The sequence below is a fragment of the Methanobrevibacter ruminantium M1 genome (genome assembly GCF_000024185.1).
GTDB lineage: Archaea > Methanobacteriota > Methanobacteria > Methanobacteriales > Methanobacteriaceae > Methanobrevibacter > Methanobrevibacter ruminantium.
On record NC_013790.1, the window covers coordinates 2,148,922 to 2,175,126 of the forward strand.

Sequence of the window (26,205 nt, forward strand, 5' to 3'; positions counted from 1 at the left end):
TTGGTGGAAATTTTAAAAAGCGATATGTGGGGTTTTTATTGGTTTCAATTCTTTTATTGGTGGAAATTTTAAAAAAAGTGATATGTGGGGTTTTTATTGGTTTCAATTCTTTTATTGGTGGAAATTTTAAAAAAAGTGATATGTGGGGTTTTTATTGGTTTCAATTCTTTTATTGGTGGAAATTTTAAAAAAAGTGATATGTGGGGTTTTTATTGGTTTCAATTTTTTTAATGGTGGAATTTTTAAAAAAATAAGAGAAGGGGATTGAACCCCTAAAAATAGTTTATTTTGTTTTATTTTATAGGATTTGATTCCTATTTTTTATTTGATTTTATTTCGTTTATAGGATTTCCTATTTTATGGTCAGCTTTGCAGATTTAGTGACTTTCTTGTATGTCCTGTCTCCTGCAAATGAGGCTGTAAACTTATAGGTTCCTTTCTTGGATAGGCTTACCTTAACTGTAGCGACTCCTTTCTTGTTTGTCTTTGCAGTGTACTTCTTGCCGTTTATGGTAAAGGTAATCTTCTTGCTTGGAATCGGAGTTCCCTTATAGCTCTTGAATGTTGCAGTAAGCTTCTTGGTCTTGGCGCTTGCCTTGTATGTCTTGCTGCTTGTGGTCAGCTTAGGGGTCTGGATGGTTACGTTGATTGCCGCAACATCGAATGCTGCCGCATATTCATCGTCTCCGCCGAAGTTTACTGCAAATGTGTAGTATCCGGAATATTTAAGGTTGATCTGCAGCTTTGCCCATCCGGTCTCGTTGCTTGTACGGTTATATATCCTTCCGCTGAATCCGATTGAAACGTTCTTGCCTGCTACTGGGTTTCCGTATTCGTCAAGAAGCTGGAAGTAGAAGTATTTTCCTATTCTTCCCTCTATCTTGAAGTCGAATGCAGTTGTTGTCATGTTACTGAAGTTGAATCTTGTATTGATCCTGTTTATTATGACATCTGCGCTTGAAGTGGATCCTGTGTAGTTTTCATTGCCGTCGTAGCTGATTGTTACAGTGTAGTTTCCTGCTGTCAGGTCCTTTGTAGGAACCTTGATTTGGCCATTTGAGTCGGTAATGAATGTCTTCTTGCCGTCCAGGTCAATTGATAGCTCTGCACCGATTATAGGATTTCCTTGGCCATCGGTTAATGTTGCTACAAGATACTTTTCTTCCTTGCAGCTTGCATTGACATCATCTGTCTTGATTGAGCTGTTTAATTTAGTACGTTATACTGCGGTTTAACGAAACCCTATAAGATTCTACCTGTGGAAATAGATGACTATTTTGACATTTTCGGTCCAAGCGGCCACGCCAGTATGATGTACCCGGGTGACCTTGCTGGTGGTGCAGAGAATGTTGCCAATTGCCGTTGCTGGGTACGGTACACTAATGAGAGACCAAGCAACCTAAAACCATATGGAACCATATAAACAAACCCCAATGTATACTTAACTAATCAGAATAATGAAACATTCAAGTTTAATTTAGTACATTATACTGCAGTTTAACGAAAACATATATAATTTTTTAATTGTTTTTAATAGTATAAATTAGTTTATTATGATATCTTGAGTTTTAGAGTATATCCTTCCACTTTTCCCATAATCATTTTCAAAAGAAATTTTTACTAACTGATCTGGATTATTGGGAGTGATTTCTAATGTGGCATTATCTTTAATAAATATATATTTATCTTCAGTGAAAGATGTGAAATCAGGTTCTTTAAATGATGGTGGAACTCTACAAATATCATATAAATAATCTGGAAGTTCAATTTTTAAATTAAAAAAACATAATAGTTCTGAAAGTTTAATATCCCTATTTCATCATTTTAATGTTTAATTTAGTTCGTTATACGATGGTTTAATGAAACAAAAGGAGAAGATAAAAAACAATAATTTTTTTTTAATAATGTAATCAGATAAATTATATTATCAAAGAATAATAGGGGATATGTATTTGACTAAGTTTTGTCCTAAATGCGGAGAAGAAAACGAAGATGTGGCTCAATTCTGCAGTAACTACGGTCATGACTTCAAGGATGTGAATCAAAGAATGAAGGAATCGAAAAGAGAGAACTCTTCATTCCCCTTGTCTGGAACAAAGATACTGCTGTGCATTGTGCTTCTTATTGTTTTAATTATTGCAGCATTCCTCTTCACTGGCGGAAACGCTGACAAGCCTCAAAACATTACCATGATTAAGGAGAATACTTATGGCTTCACTTTTGTCAATAGAGGGGTTCTTTTCTATAATTATCACTTAGATGAGGTTTTACCAATCTGCCGGATGATTTCGAGGGCTATGACTTTAAGGCAAGATTCTACGATGCAAATGACACATTGGTTAAGGAGTATCATGATAACTATATGAAATATATATTTTCAGATTCCGAAAAGTCTCAAACAGGAACGCTCGCATCCATTCAAACCAATGAATTCTATAATATGAGTTATATTCAATTGTAGATTTTAGATCCTAACGGCACCCTTGTTTTCAATGAGAGCGTCAAGTTTGATATGGGCAAGATGGATTTAAGTGGGCTTAATGAAAAATGAATGTTTTCTATTTCTTAGATTTCTAAACCCATTATTTTTAACTTAAATTTAAGTAAATAAAGAGTTTACTAGAATGAACTCAAATTAAACAGAAAAAAGAGTTAACTAAACTGTAGTTTGAAAAAAGTTCAAAAACAAAATACTTAAATATACTAAACGATATAATATAATTATCAATTTTTATTACAATTTTTCAACGGGGCCCGTAGCTCAGTCTGGCAGAGCGCTTGGCTCTTAACCTTGTTGTCGCGGGTTCAATCCCCGTCGGGCCCGTTTCTTATTTTTTTAAAACTTTTTCTTTTAAATGCTAAATTATAACTGTTTTTATTCATCTATTTCTTATTTTAGTTTCTTAAACCCTAGTTTAGAACATAAATCAACATTTTTTTTAAAGAAATTCTAGATAAAATCGATCTGATAAAATTTTTTTAAAAAATCTCTAAGTTTTCTTTTGAGTAAATTATAGCCATAAATCACTTAGAAAAAATTAAAATAATAAAAAATACATAAAATTAATTAGATTAATTAAATTAATAGAATAATTAATTTAATAGAATTATTAGTAGATAAATTAGATTAATCAGATATCAATTATCATATTTTATGAAAGGGTGATTTTATTAAAGACAAAAGCAAATCCTCAAAGATTGATGGGGATGAAGATTTAATTGAAAGATATGAAAAGTTGAATCAGCTGAAAGAGGAAGTCGACTCTCGAATGAAATCCATTGAAGACAATGCAAGCGAAAAGACCAAGCAAAAGCTTCAAAAGAAACAGAAAAAGATCGATGACATATCAGAAGCTGACATAGACGAACAGATAGAAACACTGGAAAAGGAAAACAAGAAGCTTAAGCGCTACCAAAGAATCTTAGATGCCCTGCAAGAGAAAATGGAGATTGATTCCGGAAGGGTCATGGGCTTAACTGACGGAATATTCTCAATTGTAATGACTCTTCTAATCTTTGGAATAACATTGCCTAGCACCGAAATCCTAACTGATGCCGGACTTTCAAGTTTCATTAGTTCCATACTGCCAAATATTGGAGTCACACTTGTAAGTTTCATCTTGCTTGCCTCATTCTGGATTTACCATCATGAATTTATTAAATTAAAATGCTTAAACTTGGTTTACCTATGGCTTAGCATGTTCTATTTAGCGACAGTCTGCTTCATTCCATTTACAACAACCCTTATTGGAACATATCCTGAATTCCGCTTATCAACCAATATTTTTGGAATAAATATATTGCTAGTTATTATATTCTTCCTATTGATGCTTAATTATGCATCTAAAAGAGGATTCCTTGATGAAGAGGTAATTGAGAAAGATAAGAAATATGTCCATCACACATTATATATAATCCTAGGATTGGCAGTGATTATTAACCTTCTTGACTTTAGTGTGAATGAAAACTTCATTTACTTGTTCTTCCTAGTGCCTATTATCTCTACAATAAGGGATGTACGTTTCAAATTAAAAAATACCGAGTAAATTGTTTTTTGACAAATTAAAACACCTGCCATACCTGCCACTATTTTAATTTTTTTTATGATGAGTTAGTGTTTTTATTAAACTAAATGATTAGAAGTTTACTATTTTTGTCATATATTAAACCAAATATCATTCAAGTTTACTATTTATTACATATATTAAACCAAATAATCCATTATTTTAATTAAAATTACATACGATTATTCTATTAATATAACTAATTCCATTAAGATTATAATAGCTATTTTTAATATAATTGATTCAATATTGAAATTTATAAAAAAATAATTTATAGATGTAGATATGCCATATGAGTTATAGAAAAATAATGTGAAAATAGACTAGATAACTAAATTATAAAATATAAAAATTAAAAAAATAAGAAAAATAAGAAACAATATTCCTTAAATAAAAAAATAAAGATAAAATAGATAAAAAAAATAAAAAAATAAAAATTAATTATTCTGCAGGTATAGGAAGCTTTTTCCAGAAGAATATGTCGTTTTCCTTTTTAACAACTTCCACATATCCCTTTCTCTCTAGACTCTTTAGGATATTCTTTGTATTTCCAAATGAAAGGTTCTTGAATGCAACCTCATTAAGATAATCCTTGATTGAAAGAGTGTCCATTGCCTCATCCGGAAGAAGATAATAGATTTGGGATTGGATAGAGTTTAAGTTCTTTAGCTGAGGAGAAGTAAGCTTTTCATAAACGTCCTTATATTTGTTTAGCTCCTCTTGTTGCTTTTTATATTCTGCCTCTTGTTTTTTATAGGATTCTAACTCTTCCTTAAGCTTTTGAATCTCTGCATTATCTGATTGTGGAGCTTTGGAAGATTCTAAACCAGCAAGATTAGTCTGAGAAGAGGTATAATCTCCTTTAGAACTGGATGCATCAGTGGACTTAGATTCTTCAGCTTTTGCATCCCTACTCTTAACAAGATCATCGAAGTTATCTATCTCTGAATTTACCAATTCCTCTAAATCTGTATTTAGCTTGCTCTCATCCAATTTTACCTTTTTATCTAAATCGGCACTTGCCTTTTCATCATCAAGAAGATTCTCTTCAACTATCTTGAACTTGACCTTGTTTTCTTTCGCAAGCTCTAGCTCTTTCTTGATATTATTAAGCTCCATCAATGACTTATCATCTGAAGATGTCTTGTTAACAACAGATGAGGACTGACTATCCATAAAGCTATTGTCTGAAAGTTCAAAGAAGAGATCCTTGACCTCATTGAGGCGCTTGATCTGCAAGTCCTTCTTAGAGAGCTCATTCTTGACCTTGGCATACTCTTCCCTTGATACAGACTTGTCCTTAAGCAACTGTATCTGAACATCCTTTTCCCTTATTGCAACATCCCTTGAATCAAGCTCCCTTTGAAGGGCAACAAGATTGTCCTTATTTACAAGATTGTTCTTAAGGTCAATGATATTCTCATTCTGGGAAGCGATCCTATTGTTTAATGCCTGTATTTCAATATTCTTGTCATCGAGTGAACTAAGTGCAGTTGCCAGCTTAAGATTCAATTCATTTGCATTTGTTTTTGACTCGTTAAGCTGACGCTTCAAGTCAACGATGTCATTATTTGCAATCTTTAGGTCATTTGAGATGGATTGAATCTCATTGTCCTTAGAGGTTATGTCATTTAAGGCATTCCTTAGCTTTAGGTTAAGCTCCCCTAACTCTAGGGTTTTAAAATTAGTAAGTTCAGCATCAAAGGATTCCTTCATGTTTGAAAGGGAATCGTTCATATCAGATAGCTCCTTGACCTTGTCATTTAGCTTGTCGATTGTTTCATCCTTTGATGAAAGGAGGTCCTTTGATTTGTTTAAAACTTCAATATTGGCATTCAATGAATTGGTAAGGCTTTCTATTTCCATATCCTTAGATATGATTTCCTTATTGTAATCCTCTTTGATTTGATCAATCTCATCATTTTTGGACTTGATGTCCTCATCAAACTTTTCAAGGAAATCTGCAAGCTCTAGGCTCTTGCTCTTAAGGTCCTGGTTAAACTGCTCCTTAAGAGAGTTTATTTCGCTATCCTTAAGCTTTAGCTTATTATCAAAATCATATTCAATATCTATGATTTCATTATCCTTTAATCTCAATTCCTCATCATGCTTTTGCTTCAACTGGTCGATTTCGCTATCCTTAAGCTTCAATTCATCATTGTGCTTAACTTTAATATTGGAAATCTCTGTAGATTTATTTTCCAAATCCTGCTTATGCTGAATCTTAAGGGCAGATATTTCATTTTCTTTAGTCTTTAAATCATCATCATATTTAAGCTTCAATTCATCAAGGTCGCTTTGGTGAGAGTCCTTCAAGTCAAGGATTTCCTGGTCTTTTTCACTTAAGGATGCTTCATATTCCTTTTTAAGTTCATCAAATTCCTTATCAGACTTAAGAGAGTTTTCATTCTCCTTAAGCTTGACAATTTCCATTTTCAATTTGTTGTTTTCCAAAAGGGATGATCTTACCAATTGTTGAAGTCTTTCATTATCATTTGCCATTTTATCACTTAAATATAACTTAATTTAAAGCTAATCTACAGATTCCTAAAAAATATTTCTTTAGATTGACCTATATTTTTTATAGAAATCAATTGAGATTAATCGTTAATTAAAACTATCAATTAAAAATATGTATAAACTCTTATTTAAACTATTTGATAAAAATTGTTGTTTTAATTAAAATATTGCTATATTTGGATTAATTATATTGAAAAAAAGATAAAAAAATAAAGTGGCATTGGATAATGGAAAGTTTATGAATAATATTTAGAAAAATAAGTTTTTTTATGTGTTAAAATATATTTATTATAATAATCCACAGACAGATTTACCTTCATTTGATTTAAGAGAGGCAGTCCATTGCTCCTCATATGAGTCAATGATTCTCTCAGATTCATCATATAAATCATCCACAAGTTCACAAAAGCAAAACTAACTGACAAAAGCTTTTCCAATTATGCTCAGCATAAGAATAATTTTTATTATTTTAAAAAACACTCCCATTCACCTTTTTTAATCATTTAAAGATGCAAATAAGCACTTGCATTCGAAAAACTATTTATATACTCTTGAATAAAGTAAATACTGTGTCTGATGTGTTTAACTTAATCAAAAGTTAAAAACATCAGTCACATATCCAAAATATATTTTTATTAAAAAACCAAATGAAAAAAAAAATAAAAAGGTGAAAATATGAATAACACTACTAAAATATTAATTGGAGTTCTTATGGGACTGCTTATCGTAGGTGCTGCAGTAATGTTTGTATCAGCAACTGCAATAAATGATGTATCTGACGGAAACTCTTTTATGGGACAAGTACAAAATACTGCAAATCATGTGAAGAATGTTGCTTCCAATGACATTAAAAGTGGCAGCAACATCATAGGTGGAGGATCTGAATTCAATTCTCAAGAAGGAAATGGGTATTTTTATCAAATAAATTATACTGATGGAAATTTCCGCCAATATGATACAAAAACAGGAAAGCTTATAGGTTCAGGCTTTAATGAAGATCAATCAATCCTTGGCAATGACGATGGATTTAATTTAGAATAAGATAAAATAATTTTATTTTATTCTTTTTCTTTATTTTCTTGTTTTATTAAATTTATTTTACTTATAATCTTATATTATTTCTTTTTTTTATTTACTAATTTTATATACTTATTTTATTTAAAAATTATTTAATTCTTTTTCAAGATTTTACTAATTTTGCTTAATTTAAACCAGAGTTTTACATAATAAGACATTGACCAAAGTTTTCTTCATTAGGAGTGGTCTCTTTTCTTTTTTTCTTCATTTCTCTTTATTTTATGTTCTATTTAATCTATTTTCTCTTTTCTTTTTTCTTTTCTCTCTTCAAGACCTTGTCTAAATTCCTCTTTTTTCTCTTCCTTTCTCGCCTTTTTCTCTTCAATATTCTGTCTAAACTCTTCCTTTTTCTCTTCCTTTCTCATCTTTTTCTCTTCAATATTCTGTCTAAACTCTTCCTTTTTCTCTTCCTTTCTCAACTTTTTCTCTTCAATATTCTGTCTAAACTCTTCCTTTTTCTCTTCCTTTCTCAACTTTTTCTCTTCAATATTTTGTCTGATTCTTTCTCTTCTTTTTTCTCTTTTATCTTTCCTTTTTATTGTAAATGCCTTTACAGTGTACTTGAATTCATATTTCTTATCGAAGTGGTCGAATAGGTATCCTAAGAATTTATAATATACTATAGAAGAGATGATTTCAGAAAGTATAATTCCAATCAAGACTGAAGAGCCATCCTTCAAGTATTGTGTCAAGAGGGATATCAATGCAATTTCAATTGCGACCTTGATTATTGTAATGAGCAGGGAATAGAGACTTTTACCAAATCCGTCCAGCATCTTTGATGAGATTGTGGAAAATGGCAGTATGGTCATCATAATGATTCCGCCGACAGCTATCCAAAATATTTCATTGTCCATTCCTGTAATTGAAAATAGGCCAAATGCCCAGTTTCTAACGAAGAAGAAGACAATCATTATAACGAGTGATGTGCAGACTGCTATCTTAAGCACATACTTATACATTTCCTTCAGCTTATCGAATTGCTCCGCTCCAAACAAATGCCCTGTTACGCTCATCAATCCCCTTCCATAGCCTTTGGTAGGGGCATTGAGCAATGACCTTATCTTGTTTGACACGGAGTATAATATCGGTCCGATCTCTCCCATTGTCCCAATCAATATGACATTAATGAAAGACATTGTAAAGCTCCAGATTGCATCATCCAGGAAGTTTGGAAAGGTAACCTTAAATATTTCAACAAGTATGTAGCTGCGGAACTTGAAGTACTTTCGGCTTAAAGGAATCTTGGTCCTTCCATGAGTGTATAAAAACATCAGGACTGAGAATGTTATAAGGGAGGATAGGACGCTGGCGTAAGCGGCTCCCTTAATTCCCAAATTCAAGTCAAAAATAAAGATAGGGTCCAATATGATGTTTAGGATATTTGAACCGATAATCAGGATAGTTGGAGTATGGGAATTCCCTTCTGCCTGAAAGGTTTCAGAAAACAGATTGTTTAAGATGAATACATATGCAAAAATTATCATAGGGACCATATAATCAAAGATCAATATGTATGAATCGGCATCATCCACTTTGAACAGTATCCCCTGTGCGAATATAAGACAAAGCACAAGGATGAGCCATATGATATTTGCGATTAGAATCCCATGTATCAATGTATTGTATGCGCTTTCATAGTCTCCCGTACCTATAAAACGAGACATCATTGAATTGGTTCCCTGGCCTATTGAATCACCGAATGAGAAAATGAGAGATGTGATTGGTATTGACACTCCTATTGCATAAAATGCCTCTACACTTATCCTTGATACCCATAGCATATCAACGATGCCGTAGATTGCATCGAAGATGCAGAAAGCTATTATAGGAATGCTCAATTTCCAAAATGATTTTTTAGGCAGTGAAACCAAGTCAATTTTTTCTTGCATATTATCTATTTATATTTAAAGTACTTATAAATCTATTTATTCGCCTTTAATTAACTTAATTAAGGCTATTTATGCTTACTATGGGTATTACTCTTCTTTGAGAGGTTTTTGTAGAAATTTTAAAATAAATATCTGATAAATAAAATTATTATTATCAATTTTAAGGGGATAATCATCATTTACACTATCTAAACAACGCACCCAATGGAGGATAACCATCATCGCTCTTGTCATTATCCAAATCATCTTCAAGATTGGAATTTGTGCCATTAGATTTGCCATGACCTTTAAAGGATTCATAGATAGGAACATCCCTATCATAATCAAAAACAATCTCTCCAGAATTAATAATATTATCCTTTAATAAATTAAAGTCCTTTTCATCAATGAATAGAACATCATCATTGTTCAAATATGATCTTCCATCAATATTGCATGAAGCTATTTTACAAAGTCCGCTGTTTGCAATGACTCCCTCATCATATTTATTGGCGAAACTTGAATCTTCAACTTCCAGATATGGGCCAAAATCAAGTTCATCAGGACGGGAAACGCTAGAATACCACTGACTATTATATATCAGACTATCTTTGAATTTGCAATCGATTATACGGCAAATGCCCATATTTTTAATTGAACCAAGGATTCTGTTTTCATTTTCAAAAGTGGAATTGCTTAAGGAAACCTTTCCTGCCTCATTTAAAATGGAAACAATCAATTCTGCAAAATCATAACTGCAATATACATTTTTATTGTCTTTAAATTTGCAGTTATCCACAAGCAATTCCCCCTTTCGGTTAAAAATCACACAAATTTCACAATCTTCACCCTTGTTCTCATGAAAGATAGAGTTCTTGACTTCAATAAGCCCGTCATTTAAAATCAGCCCATAATGGGGATAGTTAACCTCATTTTGATAAAAATGAGAATCGCTAACGAATGCCTTGGAATCCTTTGCATTATAGATGCATACTGAATATCCTGAAGAGGACCTTGATAAGTAATTTCTATAAAAACAACAATTCTTTAGCCATATGTTTCCAAAATAATTATAGATTGTACCTTGATTGTGAATAAATCTGCAATTCTCAAATATCAAATCACCAGATTGATTTGATATTGGAAACTTGGATTTGAAATTTTTAAAGCAAAGATTCTTAAATGTGATGTTTTTCGCATGATTTTTTAATCTGCACAGCCCATCCTTGGCATCAATGACATGCCCATTTCCATCAATAGTTAAGTCATCAACATCCAGTTTGATTCCATCATCATATTCAGATTCTTCATCAAAATCTAATACAATATCTGAATCCAAAATAATCTCATTTGCACTGCTGTGAATCAATTCATCCAGATATTGAAAATTTTTTGAACCCATATCCAAACACCATACCTTATTTATTATCTATCATTTTATGAAAAACTCAAACTATCCTTGCCCAATTAAGATGAATTAGTTAAAATAATTTGGCTTCACATTGGCCAATGTGCTCAACTAGAATTAAATGGTAATTCAGGTTCTATTCAACATCAAAACCCTTTTCTATCATGCTGTTTTTAAGAATCTCCATGGCTTTTATCGTATCAGGTCCTGAAACCCTCTTAATCATGCGATTGTTTTCATTGAACCTTCCGATGAAATAATCCTGCTGCTCTTTGCTTACAAGGTCAAGTCGGGTATAGTTTGTAAGGCATTCCAGAAGTGCGAATACTCCCCTGTTTAAAGCCTTTGCACATGGATTGTTTTTGACGATTTTGACAACATCACTGCTTATGATATAAGCTTCCCCGTTTGATGTTATATGGTCCTTAATCGGATCCATTTTCCTAATGTCTGTGACCTCACAAATGACATATGCTTCCGCATTTTTTAATATTGCAATGTCCTCATCATCTGTAAACTCTTCAATATCCAAGTTTCCGATGGTTGAATTTACAAAATTTATAGGATCAAAGGTTATATTTACAACATATTTCCTGGTTTCCATAATGTTTTTGAGGGTTTTGGTACCGACAAATAATCTGCATCCAAGTTTGTCCTTGCCTTTGCATACAATTCCTATTGGCGCTGCATTTTTTACACCGTCCTTGCTCATGGTAGTGTAAATCCCTTCATATTTCTGTCCTTCTTCAATTCCAATATCTGTCAAATCCATAGCCATTTCATCACCTATAATAATTTACATCTTCAATATTAATATCTATTCTTTAATCTAATTAAAAATTATTATAAAAATTTAGGTATAATTGAAGTTTATTTAGTTCATTAAACCATAGTTTTACGAAACGTACCCCCCAAAAAAGAATAAAAAAACCTAAAAAAATAACTTAAAAAAAAACAGACAAAAAACACTCCCCTAAAGAATAAAAAAACTTAAAAAAAGAAAAAGAATAAAAAACTTAAAAAAAAACAGACAAAAAACACTCCCCCCAAGAATAAAAAACTTAAAAAAAGAAAGAAAATAAAAAACTTAAAAAAAACTTAAAAAACCAAATAACCCATCTAAAAAAGCACAAATAAACAAATTCAAATTATTTAGAACCTACATTAAAATTATCTGGCTTGTTGTGTTTAAATTTACAATTATTCAATTTTAAAGAATTATCATTTTCTGAATATATTGCTCCGCCAACCCTTTCGGATATGTTTGATTCAAACACAGATTGTGAAATAATGAGGTTCCCTTCAGAATAATTGAAGATTGCACCACCTTCAAACTTATTTGATTTATTTGCCCCAAATACGGATTTTTGAATGCTTGCCTTGCCATAATTAACTATTGCACCAGCATATCTAGCTGAATTTTCTTTAAAGGCAGACTGGCTTATATTCAACTTACAATCACTAGCATTGTAAATTGCTCCAGCAGATCCTGAAATGTTTTGCTTAAAAGAGGATTTGGTTATGTTCAATTGAGATCGCATCCAATTGCATATGGCCCCACCATTGCCATGATCTTCTGTAACTGAATTGTTAATGAATTCAGATTCCAAAATGCTTGCTTGGCCCCAATTATGAAATATTGCTCCACCATACCATTCTGCAGTGTTATCATCAAATATGGTTTTGGATATTGTCAAATCATTACGATTGATTATTGCGGCGCCTCTTTTTGCTTTGTTTTTATTAAATATTGATTCTGCAATATTTAACTTACCGTAATTTCTTATTGCTCCACCCTCTCCTTTAGCCATATTATTCTCAAATGTGGATTTCAATAGTTTTAAATTTCCTTTATTGAATATTGCTCCGCCATTTCCTTCATTGCATGTTCCATTTGCAATGTTATAAATAAATTTGGATTCTATAATTTCCAAATTAGAGTCCTTAGAAATCTTTATTGCCCCGCCATTTATTGCTTTTCCATTTTTCAATATTATGTTTTTAAGTCTGATATGTTTGCCGGAACAATCAAATATTCTTGCTTTCCCACATGCATCAATCCTATGGCCTTTACCATCAATAAGAACATCTTTATCTAATTTAATTCCATCCCAATATTCAAGCTCCTCATCCTCAGTTAATTCTATATCAAAATCCAAAACTATTTTTTTATCCTTTCTTAGAATCAAATCATCAAGATATTTAAAATTACGTGACATAACTAGCCCCCCGATTCATATAAAGAAATCTGTTAAATAATCAAGCATTCAAATTATTAATTAAAATAATTCACCCATTAAACTCCAAATACAAAAACAAAAAAACTCACCCATTATATTCCAAATTCAAAATTAATTAAAGTTTCGTAAAACTTGGGTTTAATGAACTAAATTAAACTCAAGTGTAAAAAATATTTAGGGGCCTGAATTTTTTGATGTGAAAATTCCCTCGAATTTTCCTTATTTTAATTCATTCTCCTAAAAAATAAGTTTAATTTCTAAAAATACAAATATTATTTAGTTATATAAAAAAATAGGTCTTTAATATCGTTAAATTTAAATAATATGCTTTACAAATATATTATTGGCGATAATAATGAAGCATAGATTAAATTTAGATAATAAAGACCCAAATTATATTTTGTTGAAAGAAATATTTAAAATTATGGATTCTAGAAAATCCAAAAGTATATTAGCATCCTATGGATTTAAAAACTTAAATAGAACAATATTTACTTTTAAAATTATATTTATAAGTATGTTCTTTGGAATTGACATTCCATTCATTTTAAACGAGCTTAAATCCAAAAAAGAACTTCGCAAATACTTTAATATTTCTGAAGTTTTGACTGCAGATCAAGTTTATAAAATTTTTTCAGAAATAAACTCTGAAAAACTTATAAAATGTTTAAACAGAATCTTAAACTCAAGAAATATGGTCAAAAGGAGAGGAAAAAAGACTTTCATTGTCGATGCGACTCCAGTGGACTTGGATATCAATTTCCGCAGAAATAAAAAGAGCAAAGAACATCTCAGAAAATTGAATCTCAAATGGAGTTATTCTTCCTCTAAAGGCTATTATATTGGATTTAAAGCGACTGTTGTGATGGATTACGATTCTATGAATCCTGTTTGCATTTTAATCCATTCTGGAGCTCCAAATGATGCAGGACTTTTTGAAGAGATTTTAGAAAACCTTCAAAAAAGACGAATAATCAGAAAAGGAGATACATTAATCTTTGATAAAGGATATTACGGCTATAAAAACTACCAAATAGGAATTGGCAAGTATAAAATCGTTCCTTTCATTTTTCCGAAAGAAAAATTCAACAGAACAAGACTTGATGATATTTTAACCTATCCATTAGCCGTATTTAACAAAACAAAGAAAATAATGGAAGAAAAAAGATTATACAACAAATTAAAAAAGGAATTATTAGAAAAATTAGATTCATGGGAGAAATTTAAACCAATAAGGGGCAAAATCGAAGATTTTTTTCAAATTATTGAAACAAGGCTTGAATATGAGAGAAATCCACAAATATACTCCAAAATCAGTTGAAAAAACAGTTTATTTGAATGTATTTTTAGGAGCGCTGATAGTATCTCAAGGATTTTACTCAAAAACGGCCATTCAAAAGTTATCTGAAAACTGAAATCGTCAGGCCCCTAAAAATATTAAAAGAATTTTAGAATTCATGTTAAAAATTCAAATAAATATATAAAATACAATAACAAAATTTTAATTAGGATACTATGTCACAAGAAAGATATAAACACATTCGCGAAAGTCTTTTTGATTATATCAATGCATTTTTAATCAACAAGTATGATGAATTATATTATTTTAATATGTACGAATCCGCTGAAAATATGAATTGGGATGTAGAATACATATTCAAATTAAAATATTCATTAACATTCCATGAAAAAAAGAATCTAGAGATTAGAATAAGAAAAGACTTGAAGAAATTTTTAAAAGAAAAATTTGAAATGAACATTTATGAACTTGCTATTTTAATTATTCTAGAGGATAATGAATTGCATTCCAAAATTTAGGAGTTAAAATATGTTTTATATTGAAGGAGAAAATATAAAATATGAAATTTTACCATATAAAAAAGGGAAAAAAGTAATTATTTACCTTAAAAAAACTGAAAACGGATTTGTTAGAAAAAACAAATGTTTTGGAACACATTATTTAGAACAGATTTTTGATTATAACAATAAATTATTAAAAGAAACAATATATGAAAATCCAAATTTTGTAGACTTAACAAATTTTCCAATTGACCTAGATTACGATTAATTCATCTTTTTAATCAATATTAAAAAAAAAAGTTTATGAATTTGGAGGTTTTTAAGATGGCTAGAATATTAATTCCAAATTATGAATTCGTTAAAAATTGGTCTGAAGATGAATTAAACGATTTTTTAACCACACCTGCAGGTATCCCACATGAACTTATGCATATAGTTCGTAAAGTTGTTTAATTTAGTTCATTAAACCATAGTTTTACGAAACAGAATAATATCCAATTCTGTATCTTCCATCCTATTTTACCCTTTTTTTGTTTAAATTTAATCCCTGCAGCCTCGCACAATGCTGTTAGTTTGACATCTAGGTTTTGTTTGTTTAATTTAGTTCATTAAACAATAGTTTTACGAAACACTCTAAAAAATCAATAAAAAAAGATTAAAAAATAATTAAAAAAAAGTAAAAAAAGAATTAATAAAAAATATTATAATATTTGTTTATTAATCAATTCAGCATTCAAAATAGAAGCCCAACTGCATCTCTAATTATAATTAAATTTACTTTTTATATAAATTTTGAAACTTAAAAAATACAAAAAATCAATAATATTTAAATTTTCTATTAAACCTTTTTAAATCAGCACAATCCTGATTTAAAAGATAAGATTCAGTGAAGTCCCCTTTTTTATTTAAAAGATTCACAATATATTCCATATGAGAAATTAATTCTTCATTAAACCCCAAATTTATATCATATTTATTAAATAAATCTTTTATGTAGTGCTTTTCAGCTACATTAAATGACTCTTCTTTAGCAATTTGAGATAATAAATTACCAATTTCTATTTGATTTATTTGTAAATAATATTCTGATAAAAACTCATAAATATAAAAAAGGTAATATTCATCATAAACAATGTCTAATGCATAATTAAAAATTTCTTCAATTTTCTCCCTATCTAATTCTATACAGTAAATTCTTAGTAATTGTCTTAAAATCCCAATATCAAATGGACTTATTTTATTAGCTAATTCTAAAAAGTATTTTGCTTTAGAAAACTCATCAAATTCGATTAATGTTTCTCCATAAGCAGCTAAAATAAATGGATAGTCATATTTTAAGATTTTATAATTTTTCAATACATCTTCTTTTTGGGAAACATTCACATATTTTGAGTGAATAAAAAAGATAAAATAAAAATTTTCTTCAAATTTATTATTAAAATAAAAATAATTCTCTTCAGATATTTTTAGAGGATATTTTTCTAAAAAATTCTCTATTTTTTTCCTTACTAAAGAATAATTCTCTTTACGAAGCAAATGATAACATTCCATGCGAAATTTTTCAAATAAATAATCTTCACTTAATTCTTCCAACTTATCCCCCCCAAACTTTAAAATTTCTGAAATTACTCTTTTAAAAAGATTTTTATTTTGACTGTCTCAAAAAAAAGATCTTTAAATAGTTCATCTAATATTAAATCATCAATTATAGCATAGATTTCTTTTCCAGAATCCATTAAACTAGACAATATAGGAATGTGTTTTCTAGGAACATAACCTATCATTAAATTATTCCATTTAACAACAATAGCTAATTCATCTAATTCATTTTGTGTATCCCTAAATAATGCTAAATAATCTCCCTTTTTAAATTGTGAAAAAAGATCTTCGAAATTACTGATTTTTCTAAATCCAACTAATTCAGTAGTTACTAAACAAATATCTTCAAAAAAAGGTTCTAATTTACCTCCTTTTTGGACATAATTGACATAATCTTTTATTTCTGAATTGATTTTTTCAATATTTGACATTTTATCCCTTTTTATAAAATTAATGCTGATTTTCAATAATTTCATTTATCTTATTACTATATTCTTCTATTTCCTCATTGCATGAATCTATTAAATATTGAATATTAATTTTATACTCCCCAATTTCTTTTTCATTTGAAAGTAGATCTAACTTATTATAAGGATATTCATTTTTAATTTTTTCAATCTTTATTTCAAATGAATGTATTAATTCTTTTAATTCATTTAAACTGGATTTTTCTTCAATATCTTCATCAGGTAGCATAGCATATAATGCTTTTAATTCCTCCAAATCACCATTTTTATATGCATTAGTAACTTTGATAAATAATTCTTTTTTAAAATTTTCTTGATGAAAATTTAAATCAGGATGTAATTTTTTTATAAGTATTTTATAAATCCTTTTAAGTTCTTTTTCATCTTCTTCATCTAATTGAAAATAGTTATCTTTATGTTTTATAATGTTTTCAAGTTCATTCATAGAGTTTTTAAGATTATTTGCATACTCCGTATATTTATCTATAACTTTTTTATCTATTTCGTTTAAATCTAATTCATTTTGATGATTAATTTCAGTTTGAAGTAATTTTAACTTAAATTTAAGTTTATTTAATTCTAACTCTTTCTTATATAATTCATATTCATATATTCCAAATTTAAGGAGATATTCCATTTCTATATTTGGACAGATATGATTTATTAAATCTTCATATTCATAAACTAAATCATATAAATGGTCCTTTAATTTTTTATACTCTGAATGAACAATCATTGACATAAATAATCATATAAACATAACAATATTTAAATTTTTATTTGAAAAATCTTAAAAAAAGTAAAAAAAATGCAAATATAAAAAATAATAAAAAAAAGACTTAAGAATAAAAATAAAAAAAGAATTAATAAAAAATATTATAATATTTGTTTATTAATCAATTCAGCATTCAAAATAGAAGCACCAGCAGCGCCTCTAATTGTATTATGTCCTACAAGAACATATTTGAAGCTGTTATCAAATGCTTGATCTTTTCTGAGCCTACCAACGGTTGCAGCCATACCGCCATAAGCCATTCTGTCCATTCTTGGTTGAGGTCTGTCATCTTCTTCTTTTACGATAACAGGTTGTTCTGGAGCAGAATGAAGACCTAATTCCTGTGGAAGTCCTCTGAAGTCAGCCATGGTCTTTTTGATCTTGTCAATGTCTGCCTCTTCATCCAACTCTACAAATACCGCTTCAGTGTGACCGTCAATGACAGGCACTCTGTGGCATGATGCGCTTAGAGAAAAGTTTGCAGGAACAACTTCATCACCATCAAGGGAACCTAAAAGATGCAAAGTTTCACTTTCCATTTTCTCTTCTTCACCGCCAATGTATGGAACCAAGTTGTCTAAGATAGCCATTGAAGGAACACCATTATAGCCTGCTCCTGAAACAGCTTGCATGGTTGAAACATAGATTCTATTAATGTTGAAGTTGTCATAAATCGGTTTTAAAGTTAAAGTCAAAGCAATGGTTGAACAGTTAGGGTTTGTTACAATGAAACCGTCCCAGTTGTTGTTTTTCTGTTGTGCTTCAATCATGTCCAAGAATTGTGGGTTGACTTCTGGAATGACTAAAGGTATGTCCTTTTTCATACGCATTGCACTAGCATTTGAAGCCACTACAAAATCCTTTGCATATTCTGGCTCGACTTTTGCAGCAAAATCAGCAGGAAGTGAGGAGAATACAATTTCCACATCCTTATCCATATGTGCAGGGTCAGTTTCAATTACTTTAATGTCCCTTACAGATTCCGGCATTTCATCATTCATATACCAAGTGGTAGCGTCTTCATATTTTTTGCCTGCAGATCTTGAGGATGCTGCAAGAGCAGCTATTTCAAAATCAGGATGATCAGCCAATAATTGGATAAATCTTTGACCTACCATTCCAGTTGCACCAAGTACACCTACTTTTACCATTTAAATCATCTCAATAATTATAAATATTCTTTTTAATTAAAAGGAATAAAAAATTAAATTCCTAAAACATCAGTCATATCATTTACTTTTCCAGGTTCTGCGGAACCTACGAATCTTAAGGCTCTGATAACACCGGCAATGAACACTTCCCTGGTATGTGCCATGTGTTTTACTTCAAGTCTTTCACCATCACCGACATACAATACAGTGTGGTCTCCTACAATGTCTCCTCCACGGACTGCATGCATACCGATTTCCTCTTTGGTTCTTTTGCCTACTTGACCTTGTCTACCATAAACGCCAACTTCTTCTGGGTTTCTTCCTAAAGCACCTGCAACAACTTCAAATGCAGTCATAGCAGTTCCAGAAGGAGCGTCTGCCTTTTGGTTGTGGTGAGCTTCAATGATTTCAATGTCAAAGTCATTTAAAATAGGAGTCAAGTCCTTTAGAACTTTGAAGAATACATTTACTCCAATGGAGAAGTTAGAGGAAATTACTGCTTTGATGTTTTTTTCCTTGATTACATCTGCATTTCCTTGAGCTTGCTCTTCAGTAAATCCGGTGGTTCCAACAACAAGGTTTACTCCGCAATCGGCAGCTCTTTTAATAGTTTCAACAGCAGCAGGAGCGATAGTGAAATCAACTAATACTTCAGCTCCAGATTCTTCCAAAGCTTTTTCCAAATCCTCTGAACCTACAATTGGCACTCCGATTTTGCCAATGCCTGCTTTTTCACCAGCGTCTACACCAGCTAAAGGAGTGTTTGGCATTTCGATAGCAGCCACTACTTCCATATCATCTTGTTCAGAGATTTTTCTTATAATTCCAGAGCCCATTCTTCCAGAGGCTCCAGTTACAGCAACTTTTATCATAATATCATCTAAGTAAATAGTTAAATAAAAATTAGGTAAAATAAAATCCTAAATAAATTTAAAATAAAAAAATTAGGTAAAATAAAATCCTAAATAAATTTAAAATAAAAAAATTGGGAAAATAAAATCCTAAATAAATTTAAAATAAAAAAATTGGGAAAATAAAATCCTAAATAAATTTAAAATAAAAAAATTGGGAAAATAAATCCCAAGAATAGCTATCCTATAATATTCCAGCATCTTCCAATGCTTTTCTTAGGATTGCTTTGTTTTCCTCTAACATAGGAACTAAAGGCAATCTTAATGGACCTGCAGGCATTCCCATCATGTTCAATGCTTCTTTTGCAGGTGCTGGGCTGGTTTCAATGAATAAGGCTTTGATTAAGTCATATTGTTGGTAATGCAATTCCATAGCCTTGTCATAGTTTCCATCCAAAATGTTGTTTACCATTTGAACCATGGTTCTAGGATCGATGTTTGCAGAAGCACTGATTACACCTCTTGCACCGATTGACATAAGAGGAAGGGTCAATTCATCACTACCGGAGAGGATTACGATTTCATCTTCCAAACCTTCGTCCCTTAAGAGTTTCATGGTTTTTGATGCTTTATCAACATCAGATGAAGCCTCTTTCAATGCAGCAATGTTATCCACTTTTGCAAGCTCGACAATGGTTTGAGGAGCCATGTCAAGGCTGGTACGGGATGGGACATTGTAAGCAATCAAGTCAATGTCTACAGAGTTTGCAATTTGGGTATAATGCTCAATTACTCCATGTTGTTGTGGTTTGTTATAGTATGGAGTGATTAGAAGAGCCATGTCTGCCCCTGCATCATCTGCATATTTAGTCAAGTCCAATGCTTCACTTGTTGCATTGCTTCCGGTACCGGCTATTGTGGTGACTCTGCCGTCAACCTCATCAATCAAGATGTCAAGAACTTTTCTGTGTTCATCATGGGTCAAGGTAGCAGATTCTCCTGTAGTTCCTACAGCAACCAAACCGTCTACATCGTTGTCAATCAACCAGTTAATATTTTGTCTGTATCCTTCTTCGTCTATGGATCCGTCCTCATGGAAAGGAGTTACCATAGCAACAGCTGTTCCTTCAAAACGCATAATAACACCCTAAATTATTAAAATTATTATTTTACTTGTTAAATACTTAAATTATTAGTTTTTATTTAAATTGAAGTTATAAAAACTTAATTAATACTTTTTATCTAATTAAAGTTCTTAAAACTTAAATAAATACTTTTTATCTAATTAAAGTTCTTAAAACTTAAATAAATACTTTTTATCTAATTAAAGTTCTTAAAACTTAAATAAATACTTTTTATTTAATTAAAGTTCTTAAAACTTAATTGTATTTTTAAAAATTTATAAAAATTCATAAATTGATTCTTAACCTTAGAAAGTTCGTAATTATTAAAACCAATTGAAATTACAAACTTTGGCAAAACCAATTGCAAAACATCAAAAATCGAAAATGAGAATAATCCCTTAATATGAAAAAAAGATTAAGGTCAAATTCCCTATAAGTTAGAATAAATAAAAGCGGAAGTTATAAAACTTCCTTTATAAGATCATATGCTGCCTTTCCATCTTCCCAATTGATGAATAAAACAATTGCAGTCTGGGATGATGAAATTTCAACAATATTAATATGATTTTCCTTTAGAGGATTGGTAATTTCAGTGATTACTCCTGGAGTTTCAATAAAATCAGGATTGATCATGGTGAGCATTGCAATGTCCCTTCCTAAGGAGATGGAGCTTAAGTTATCCTCTGCAATGACCAAATCATGCAATAAATGATAAGCGTCATCCGCTTCCTCCTTATCGAGGAACAATGTGATTGAGTTCTGGCCTGCTGAGATGCCGTAGATGTTGATGTTTGCATCAGCAACTAAGCTGGTCATCTTTGCAAGAAGTCCTATTTGATTAAGCAAGTCCTCTCCCACTACAGCCACTACAGAAATAGGCTCATGGTGTAGGCATACTTTTTTGCCCATTGAATCTTCAAAAGGGCCGACAATCTCTGTTCCAGGGTCTGATAAGTCTCCTTTTTCAAAACTGATAATCTTTGCTTTTATTTCAGGATCTTTAAATCTTAAGGCATGTGGATGCAATACTTGAGCGCCGTGTGTAGCTAAATCCCTCATCTCTTCAACTGAAATGTAATCAAGCTTTTCAGCCTCATCTATCTTCCTTGGGTCAGTTGACATGACTCCGTCAACATCGGTAACAATGATTACATTATCTGCTTTAAGGCAGTGGCCTAAAAGGAATGCAGTGACATCGCTTCCGCCTCTTCCGAGGGTTGTCACTTCCCCATTTTCAGTTCTTCCTAAGAATCCGCATACCACTGGAATGATACCTTGCTCCAAAAGTGATAAAAGACCTTGAGCTTGCTCTTCAGTTCTTTCAAAGTCGATTTGAGCCTTTCCATAGTTGTCATCAGTTATGACTGGCCATAATTCATGGCTTGGGTCAATGTATTCGGATTTCACTCCCAAGGATTCAAGGACTGAGGAAAATACTCTTATGCTGGTTCTCTCACCCAGGGATAAAATTTCCGCCAATTGCTTTTCGGTAACTTCTTTTCCAATGGACTCATCAGCAATAGCCACTAATTCATCAGTAGTCTTATTGATAGCTGAAACAACAACGACAACCTTCTTGCCATCCATATACTCATTAACAACAGATTGTGCAGCTTTCCTAATCCTTTTACCATTTCCAATCGAAGTACCGCCAAATTTGGCTACAATTAATCCCATTTGTTTACACACCTTTTTGATAAATAAAAAAAAAATAATTATGATTTTAATAAATTAAGATAAAAGTTTTTTAAAAACAAAATATCTTATTAATAAATTTTAAATAAAATTGATAAAGTTTTATACAATTATTAATTATTATTAAATGATATTAATATACTTATTTATTATTTTTACAAAAATCATTGAATTTTTGATTGATTTTTAAAAAAATCATTAGATTTTAATAAATTATTATAAAAAAGTATTAAGTTATAAAATAATTAAATTTTCAATCATTGATCCAAATTATAAAAATTAAAAATATTAAAAAGAAGTGATTAAAAATTAAAAGTTTAAGTAAAATAAGTTAAATTAAAAAATAGTTAATAAAAAAATAGTTAATTAAAAAAAGTTAATAAAAAAGAAAAGTAAAGCAAAAAGCAATTAAGCTTTGTTTGCTTCTTGTCTGACTAATCTGGTAATGTAACCAGCAATTTTGTTTCTTAAATGTTTAGTGCTTACGGTAGAGTATTCAGCTACTAAAATCTTGTTTTCTTCAAAATCGGTGGTAAATTTACCTTTGTGAGTTTCAATTAATTCTTTAGATATACGTTTTACAAATGAAGTTCTAATATTTCCCATAATCATTCCTCCAAAAATTCTCTCTGTTTATTTTTACTTAAAATTGTTAGCATGTTCATAATATCGCTAAGAATATCATCATCTATATTTTTTTCTTGAGCTAATTTACTTACCTTGGCATGGACTTCATCTTCTCTGGATTTGTCATAAATTTCCATGCCTAAAAAAACCTTAGCTGAAACTATATCCTTAGCAAGTGAAGTTCTTTCACTAATTAAGTTAACTAAATCATTATCAATTTCATCGATTCTTTTTCTAGACTTTAAAAGAACATTGCGAGCTTCTTCTTCAGTTTCATATATACTCATCAATTCCTTTTCGTCCACAAAAATAACTCCATAGTTTTGATAATAAATATACTTTATATTTCATATTATTTAAAGATAGTTATTGAAAGTGTGGAATTTATAGAAAAAATTGAAACTGTAAATTTTAAAGATAATTACAAAAGTGTGAAATTAATTTAAAGATAAAAATAATGAAAGTGAAAAATCTAGAAAGTTTTCAAAGGGGGAAGCTAAAATAAATTAAATTTTTTAATTCTGCCAATATTTAATTCTAATTTTTAAGCAATTTGAACAAAATGAGAAATTGACTCCCAAATAATGAAAATAAACCAATTAATAATAGATTTTTTATAAGGTTATACAAAGACAAAAAGCAAGAATAGTTCTCAAATGCTCTAATAACTTATTTAAATACATAAACCAATCTAATAATAATGATGATTGAAAAAGGGATAAGACACAAAAGAAATTGTGAAAATCAAGAAAAAAAAATAATAAAGATTAATAAAAAGAGATAAAGGATTAAAAGTGAAACCATGCATTACATAAACGCCAAGACAATATTATCAAGCAAAAACGGAATGAACCTATATAGGGGATGCTCCCATGGCTGCATCTACTGCGATTCAAGAAGCAAGATATACAATATGAACCATGACTTTGAAGACATTGAAGTAAAGGAAAACGGAATCAGACTCCTTAAGAATGCCTTAAAGAGAAAAAGGGAAAAGGTCATGATTGGAACAGGATCAATGACAGACCCATACATTCCTCTTGAGAGCAATCTAAAGTTTATGAGAGAATCATTGGAACTCATTTACAAATACGGCCATGGATTTACCTGCATAACCAAATCAGACCTCATCCTTAGAGACCTGGACCTAATCAAGAAAATAAATGAAAATACAAAGGCAGTTGTTCAGATGACCCTGACAACAGCTGATGATGAGCTATGCAAGATACTTGAACCTAACGTCTGCACAACAAAGGAAAGAGTCAATGTCCTAAAGACCTTAAACGAAAACAATATCCCTACAATCGTTTGGCTATGCCCAATCCTACCTTATATAAACGATACAGAGGAAAACATTAATCAAATATTGGATTACTGCATTGATGCAAATGTAAAAGGAATTTTATGCTTTGGGATGGGAATGACCCTAAGAGAAGGAAACAGAGAATATTTTTATAAAAAACTAGATGAGCATTTCCCTGGACTAAAAGAAAGATATAGAAGGACTTATAGGAATAGCTATGGGATAAAAAGCCCTAATAATAAAAAACTAATGAAGATATTCCTCCAAAGGACTGATGAACATGGCATTATGAACAATATAGAGGATATATTTGAATATCTTCATGAGTTTCCAAGCCATGAGAGCACAAAGCAGACTACTTTGATGTAAAAAAAGTATTAGAAAAATAAGAATAATATAAAAAATGAAAATAAGATAAAAAATAAGAATAAAGAAAAAAGAATGAAAATAAGAATTAAGAAAAAAGAATGAAAATAAGAATTAAGAAAAAATAATGACTAATAAAAGGAAGGAAACTAAATAAACCTAGTTCCTTCATTATTTACTTTTGTTTCAATAACATTTCCATCAAATGAAGCCCAAGCATCCTTAACATCATCAATTGTATCCTCTTCAACAATAGCAACAAAAGAGGATCCTGTTCCAGATAATCCAGAAGCTAAAGCCCCTGCACTAAGGGCATCCAAGGCAATATTATTATCAAAATTAAGTGCAGTTCCATACAAAAGACCATTCAAAGTCAATGCCTTAAGATACCTCTTATTCATAGCCTCTTCAAAAGCCATCTTAACATATGACCCTACCAATTTCATCCTATTTACATCAGATGAACCGCTTAATGACTCCTTATCAGGCATAAAAACCAAAATATCATATTCAGGCAATTTCTCCTGATGCAAAATCTTCCTTTCCATATTATCAGTTATGGTAAGTCCTCCAAAAAAGGATGCAGAAGCATCATCAAAAGCTCCGGTTATGGTTACTCCAGCCTCAAGAGATGCGTCAATTCCAAGATTAATCATTTCAAAATCGCTTAAAGGCTTTAAGAAAAATTCATCTGAAATCAAGCCTGCAGTTGCCATAACAACAGAATTAGATAAGGCACTGCTACTTGAAAGGCCAGAGCCTAAAGGAAGATTGGATTTTGTTCTAATTTTAATTCCTTCACCATTTCCAAAATCCAAATCATTTAAAAGATCATCCTGAGACAAGTCTTTTCCAATATTATAATGACTTAAAACACTTTTTACACATATGTTCATTAAATTGGGGTCCACTCCCAAGTCAGATGAACAGTCAATGCCTTGTGAAGAGAATTCCGCTTCACAAGTTATATTCAAATCAATTCCAAATGCAGAACCAAAACCGGTTGATATTGCATTTATAACTGTAGCAGAACCTGGAGACTTTACTATTTTTGCCAAATCAATCACCTAATCAAATTAACATCATACAATAAAAATAAAATTCTTTTTGATTTTTTCAATAAAAAATTATACTTAAGATTATCTTTGATTTTTTCAATAAAACTATACTTCAATATAAGCAACAAAATATATAAAATTATATATTAATTTAAACAAATATAAATTATTATAAAATAAAGTAAAATTTCAAAATATTTGATTATAAT

General features: G+C 30.5%; 24 protein-coding genes, 1 tRNA gene and 2 pseudogenes. 10 read left to right on the top strand and 17 right to left on the bottom strand.

Annotation, left to right across the window (positions count from 1 at the left end; translation table 11 throughout):
- Positions 1-352: 352 nt before the first annotated feature.
- Complete coding sequence (locus MRU_RS08265) at positions 353-907, bottom strand: Ig-like domain-containing protein (protein WP_012956449.1); 555 nt, start codon at positions 905-907, stop codon at positions 353-355.
- 102 nt (positions 908-1,009) lie between these two features.
- Positions 1,010-1,117, bottom strand: a pseudogene (locus MRU_RS12280) (hypothetical protein); the annotation flags it as partial.
- Between MRU_RS12280 and MRU_RS12285 the strand changes: the two are divergent.
- The 4 genes from MRU_RS12285 (at position 1,080) to MRU_RS08280 (ending at position 4,046) form a co-directional block, all read left to right on the top strand.
- Entirely contained in the window at positions 1,080-1,235 is a 156-nt protein-coding gene (locus MRU_RS12285; protein WP_227717034.1) for a hypothetical protein, read from the top strand. The pseudogene MRU_RS12280 and the gene MRU_RS12285 sit on opposite strands and share 38 nt — an antisense overlap.
- A gap of 717 nt (positions 1,236-1,952) precedes the next feature.
- Positions 1,953-2,366, top strand: coding sequence for a zinc ribbon domain-containing protein (locus MRU_RS08270; RefSeq protein ID WP_048812483.1), 414 nt, complete (start codon positions 1,953-1,955; stop codon positions 2,364-2,366).
- A gap of 384 nt (positions 2,367-2,750) precedes the next feature.
- Positions 2,751-2,824 (top strand) — tRNA-Lys (locus MRU_RS08275).
- A gap of 412 nt (positions 2,825-3,236) precedes the next feature.
- Positions 3,237-4,046: a TMEM175 family protein gene (locus MRU_RS08280; RefSeq protein WP_012956452.1), complete on the top strand. Its 810-nt coding sequence runs from the start codon at positions 3,237-3,239 to the stop codon at positions 4,044-4,046.
- Between the two features lie 459 nt (positions 4,047-4,505).
- Here MRU_RS08280 and MRU_RS08285 read toward each other — a convergent pair whose 3' ends face one another.
- Positions 4,506-6,566, bottom strand: coding sequence for a hypothetical protein (locus tag MRU_RS08285; protein ID WP_012956453.1), 2,061 nt, complete (start codon positions 6,564-6,566; stop codon positions 4,506-4,508).
- A 693-nt stretch (positions 6,567-7,259) separates the two neighbouring features.
- Here MRU_RS08285 and MRU_RS08290 point away from each other — a divergent pair.
- Entirely contained in the window at positions 7,260-7,625 is a 366-nt protein-coding gene (locus MRU_RS08290; RefSeq protein WP_012956455.1) for a hypothetical protein, read from the top strand.
- 266 nt (positions 7,626-7,891) lie between these two features.
- Here MRU_RS08290 and MRU_RS08295 read toward each other — a convergent pair whose 3' ends face one another.
- From MRU_RS08295 to MRU_RS08310, 4 genes are all read right to left on the bottom strand, one after another.
- On the bottom strand, positions 7,892-9,553 hold the full coding sequence (locus MRU_RS08295; protein WP_012956456.1) for an MATE family efflux transporter: 1,662 nt from the start codon (positions 9,551-9,553) through the stop codon (positions 7,892-7,894).
- Positions 9,554-9,737: 184 nt separating this feature from the next.
- Positions 9,738-10,934 carry a right-handed parallel beta-helix repeat-containing protein gene (locus MRU_RS08300; RefSeq protein WP_012956457.1) on the bottom strand — a complete coding sequence of 399 codons (1,197 nt, stop codon included), beginning with the start codon at positions 10,932-10,934 and terminating at the stop codon, positions 9,738-9,740.
- 142 nt (positions 10,935-11,076) lie between these two features.
- A complete protein-coding gene (locus tag MRU_RS08305; RefSeq protein ID WP_012956458.1) occupies positions 11,077-11,718 on the bottom strand; it encodes a DUF447 domain-containing protein in 642 nt (213 codons plus the stop codon).
- Between the two features lie 370 nt (positions 11,719-12,088).
- Positions 12,089-13,159, bottom strand: coding sequence for an adhesin-like protein (locus MRU_RS08310; protein WP_012956459.1), 1,071 nt, complete (start codon positions 13,157-13,159; stop codon positions 12,089-12,091).
- Positions 13,160-13,535: 376 nt separating this feature from the next.
- Between MRU_RS08310 and MRU_RS08315 the strand changes: the two are divergent.
- From MRU_RS08315 to MRU_RS12200, 4 genes and pseudogenes are all read left to right on the top strand, one after another.
- A pseudogene (locus tag MRU_RS08315) lies at positions 13,536-14,595 on the top strand (transposase).
- Between the two features lie 100 nt (positions 14,596-14,695).
- Entirely contained in the window at positions 14,696-14,998 is a 303-nt protein-coding gene (locus MRU_RS08320) for a hypothetical protein (protein ID WP_012956461.1), read from the top strand.
- Positions 14,999-15,008: 10 nt separating this feature from the next.
- Positions 15,009-15,248 carry a hypothetical protein gene (locus tag MRU_RS08325; protein WP_012956462.1) on the top strand — a complete coding sequence of 80 codons (240 nt, stop codon included), beginning with the start codon at positions 15,009-15,011 and terminating at the stop codon, positions 15,246-15,248.
- A 56-nt stretch (positions 15,249-15,304) separates the two neighbouring features.
- Positions 15,305-15,433: a hypothetical protein gene (locus MRU_RS12200; RefSeq protein WP_265101234.1), complete on the top strand. Its 129-nt coding sequence runs from the start codon at positions 15,305-15,307 to the stop codon at positions 15,431-15,433.
- Between the two features lie 363 nt (positions 15,434-15,796).
- Here MRU_RS12200 and MRU_RS08330 read toward each other — a convergent pair whose 3' ends face one another.
- The 9 genes from MRU_RS08330 to MRU_RS08370 all read right to left on the bottom strand — a co-directional run bounded on the left by MRU_RS08330 (position 15,797) and on the right by MRU_RS08370 (position 23,574).
- The gene (locus MRU_RS08330; protein WP_048812485.1) at positions 15,797-16,573 is read right to left on the bottom strand and encodes a hypothetical protein; all 777 of its coding nucleotides are present in this window, start codon (positions 16,571-16,573) and stop codon (positions 15,797-15,799) included.
- 32 nt (positions 16,574-16,605) lie between these two features.
- A complete protein-coding gene (locus MRU_RS08335) occupies positions 16,606-17,010 on the bottom strand; it encodes an HIRAN domain-containing protein (protein WP_012956465.1) in 405 nt (134 codons plus the stop codon).
- 19 nt (positions 17,011-17,029) lie between these two features.
- Entirely contained in the window at positions 17,030-17,788 is a 759-nt protein-coding gene (locus MRU_RS08340; protein ID WP_012956466.1) for a J domain-containing protein, read from the bottom strand.
- Positions 17,789-17,922: 134 nt separating this feature from the next.
- The gene (asd, locus tag MRU_RS08345) at positions 17,923-18,972 is read right to left on the bottom strand and encodes an aspartate-semialdehyde dehydrogenase (RefSeq protein WP_012956467.1); all 1,050 of its coding nucleotides are present in this window, start codon (positions 18,970-18,972) and stop codon (positions 17,923-17,925) included.
- Between the two features lie 53 nt (positions 18,973-19,025).
- Positions 19,026-19,844, bottom strand: a complete 819-nt coding sequence (gene dapB, locus MRU_RS08350) for a 4-hydroxy-tetrahydrodipicolinate reductase (protein ID WP_012956468.1) — start codon at positions 19,842-19,844, stop codon at positions 19,026-19,028.
- Between the two features lie 223 nt (positions 19,845-20,067).
- Positions 20,068-20,961, bottom strand: coding sequence for a 4-hydroxy-tetrahydrodipicolinate synthase (gene dapA / locus MRU_RS08355; protein WP_012956469.1), 894 nt, complete (start codon positions 20,959-20,961; stop codon positions 20,068-20,070).
- 445 nt (positions 20,962-21,406) lie between these two features.
- Positions 21,407-22,624 carry an aspartate kinase gene (locus MRU_RS08360; protein WP_012956470.1) on the bottom strand — a complete coding sequence of 406 codons (1,218 nt, stop codon included), beginning with the start codon at positions 22,622-22,624 and terminating at the stop codon, positions 21,407-21,409.
- A gap of 426 nt (positions 22,625-23,050) precedes the next feature.
- Complete coding sequence (locus tag MRU_RS08365) at positions 23,051-23,248, bottom strand: 30S ribosomal protein S17e (RefSeq protein WP_012956471.1); 198 nt, start codon at positions 23,246-23,248, stop codon at positions 23,051-23,053.
- 2 nt (positions 23,249-23,250) lie between these two features.
- Positions 23,251-23,574: a chorismate mutase gene (locus MRU_RS08370; protein ID WP_012956472.1), complete on the bottom strand. Its 324-nt coding sequence runs from the start codon at positions 23,572-23,574 to the stop codon at positions 23,251-23,253.
- 497 nt (positions 23,575-24,071) lie between these two features.
- Between MRU_RS08370 and MRU_RS08375 the strand changes: the two genes are divergently transcribed.
- Complete coding sequence (locus MRU_RS08375; RefSeq protein ID WP_012956473.1) at positions 24,072-24,941, top strand: SPL family radical SAM protein; 870 nt, start codon at positions 24,072-24,074, stop codon at positions 24,939-24,941.
- 146 nt (positions 24,942-25,087) lie between these two features.
- Here the strand turns inward: MRU_RS08375 and MRU_RS08380 are convergent, their stop codons facing one another.
- The gene (locus MRU_RS08380) at positions 25,088-25,996 is read right to left on the bottom strand and encodes a shikimate kinase (RefSeq protein ID WP_048812487.1); all 909 of its coding nucleotides are present in this window, start codon (positions 25,994-25,996) and stop codon (positions 25,088-25,090) included.
- Positions 25,997-26,205: the final 209 nt, after the last annotated feature.

Bases quoted from the DNA above. Each gene is read 5' to 3' on its own strand.
- MRU_RS08265 (WP_012956449.1), bottom strand. From the start codon at position 907: ATGACAACAACTGCATTCGACTTCAAGATAGAGGGAAGAATAGGAAAA.
- MRU_RS08285 (WP_012956453.1), bottom strand. From the start codon at position 6,566: ATGGCAAATGATAATGAAAGACTTCAACAATTGGTAAGATCATCCCTT.
- MRU_RS08290 (WP_012956455.1), top strand. From the start codon at position 7,260: ATGAATAACACTACTAAAATATTAATTGGAGTTCTTATGGGACTGCTT.
- MRU_RS08295 (WP_012956456.1), bottom strand. From the start codon at position 9,553: ATGCAAGAAAAAATTGACTTGGTTTCACTGCCTAAAAAATCATTTTGG.
- MRU_RS08300 (WP_012956457.1), bottom strand. From the start codon at position 10,934: ATGGGTTCAAAAAATTTTCAATATCTGGATGAATTGATTCACAGCAGT.
- MRU_RS08305 (WP_012956458.1), bottom strand. From the start codon at position 11,718: ATGGCTATGGATTTGACAGATATTGGAATTGAAGAAGGACAGAAATAT.
- MRU_RS08310 (WP_012956459.1), bottom strand. From the start codon at position 13,159: ATGTCACGTAATTTTAAATATCTTGATGATTTGATTCTAAGAAAGGAT.
- MRU_RS08320 (WP_012956461.1), top strand. From the start codon at position 14,696: ATGTCACAAGAAAGATATAAACACATTCGCGAAAGTCTTTTTGATTAT.
- MRU_RS08325 (WP_012956462.1), top strand. From the start codon at position 15,009: ATGTTTTATATTGAAGGAGAAAATATAAAATATGAAATTTTACCATAT.
- MRU_RS12200 (WP_265101234.1), top strand. From the start codon at position 15,305: ATGGCTAGAATATTAATTCCAAATTATGAATTCGTTAAAAATTGGTCT.
- MRU_RS08335 (WP_012956465.1), bottom strand. From the start codon at position 17,010: ATGTCAAATATTGAAAAAATCAATTCAGAAATAAAAGATTATGTCAAT.
- MRU_RS08340 (WP_012956466.1), bottom strand. From the start codon at position 17,788: ATGTCAATGATTGTTCATTCAGAGTATAAAAAATTAAAGGACCATTTA.
- asd (WP_012956467.1), bottom strand. From the start codon at position 18,972: ATGGTAAAAGTAGGTGTACTTGGTGCAACTGGAATGGTAGGTCAAAGA.
- dapB (WP_012956468.1), bottom strand. From the start codon at position 19,844: ATGATAAAAGTTGCTGTAACTGGAGCCTCTGGAAGAATGGGCTCTGGA.
- dapA (WP_012956469.1), bottom strand. From the start codon at position 20,961: ATGCGTTTTGAAGGAACAGCTGTTGCTATGGTAACTCCTTTCCATGAG.
- MRU_RS08360 (WP_012956470.1), bottom strand. From the start codon at position 22,624: ATGGGATTAATTGTAGCCAAATTTGGCGGTACTTCGATTGGAAATGGT.
- MRU_RS08365 (WP_012956471.1), bottom strand. From the start codon at position 23,248: ATGGGAAATATTAGAACTTCATTTGTAAAACGTATATCTAAAGAATTA.
- MRU_RS08375 (WP_012956473.1), top strand. From the start codon at position 24,072: ATGCATTACATAAACGCCAAGACAATATTATCAAGCAAAAACGGAATG.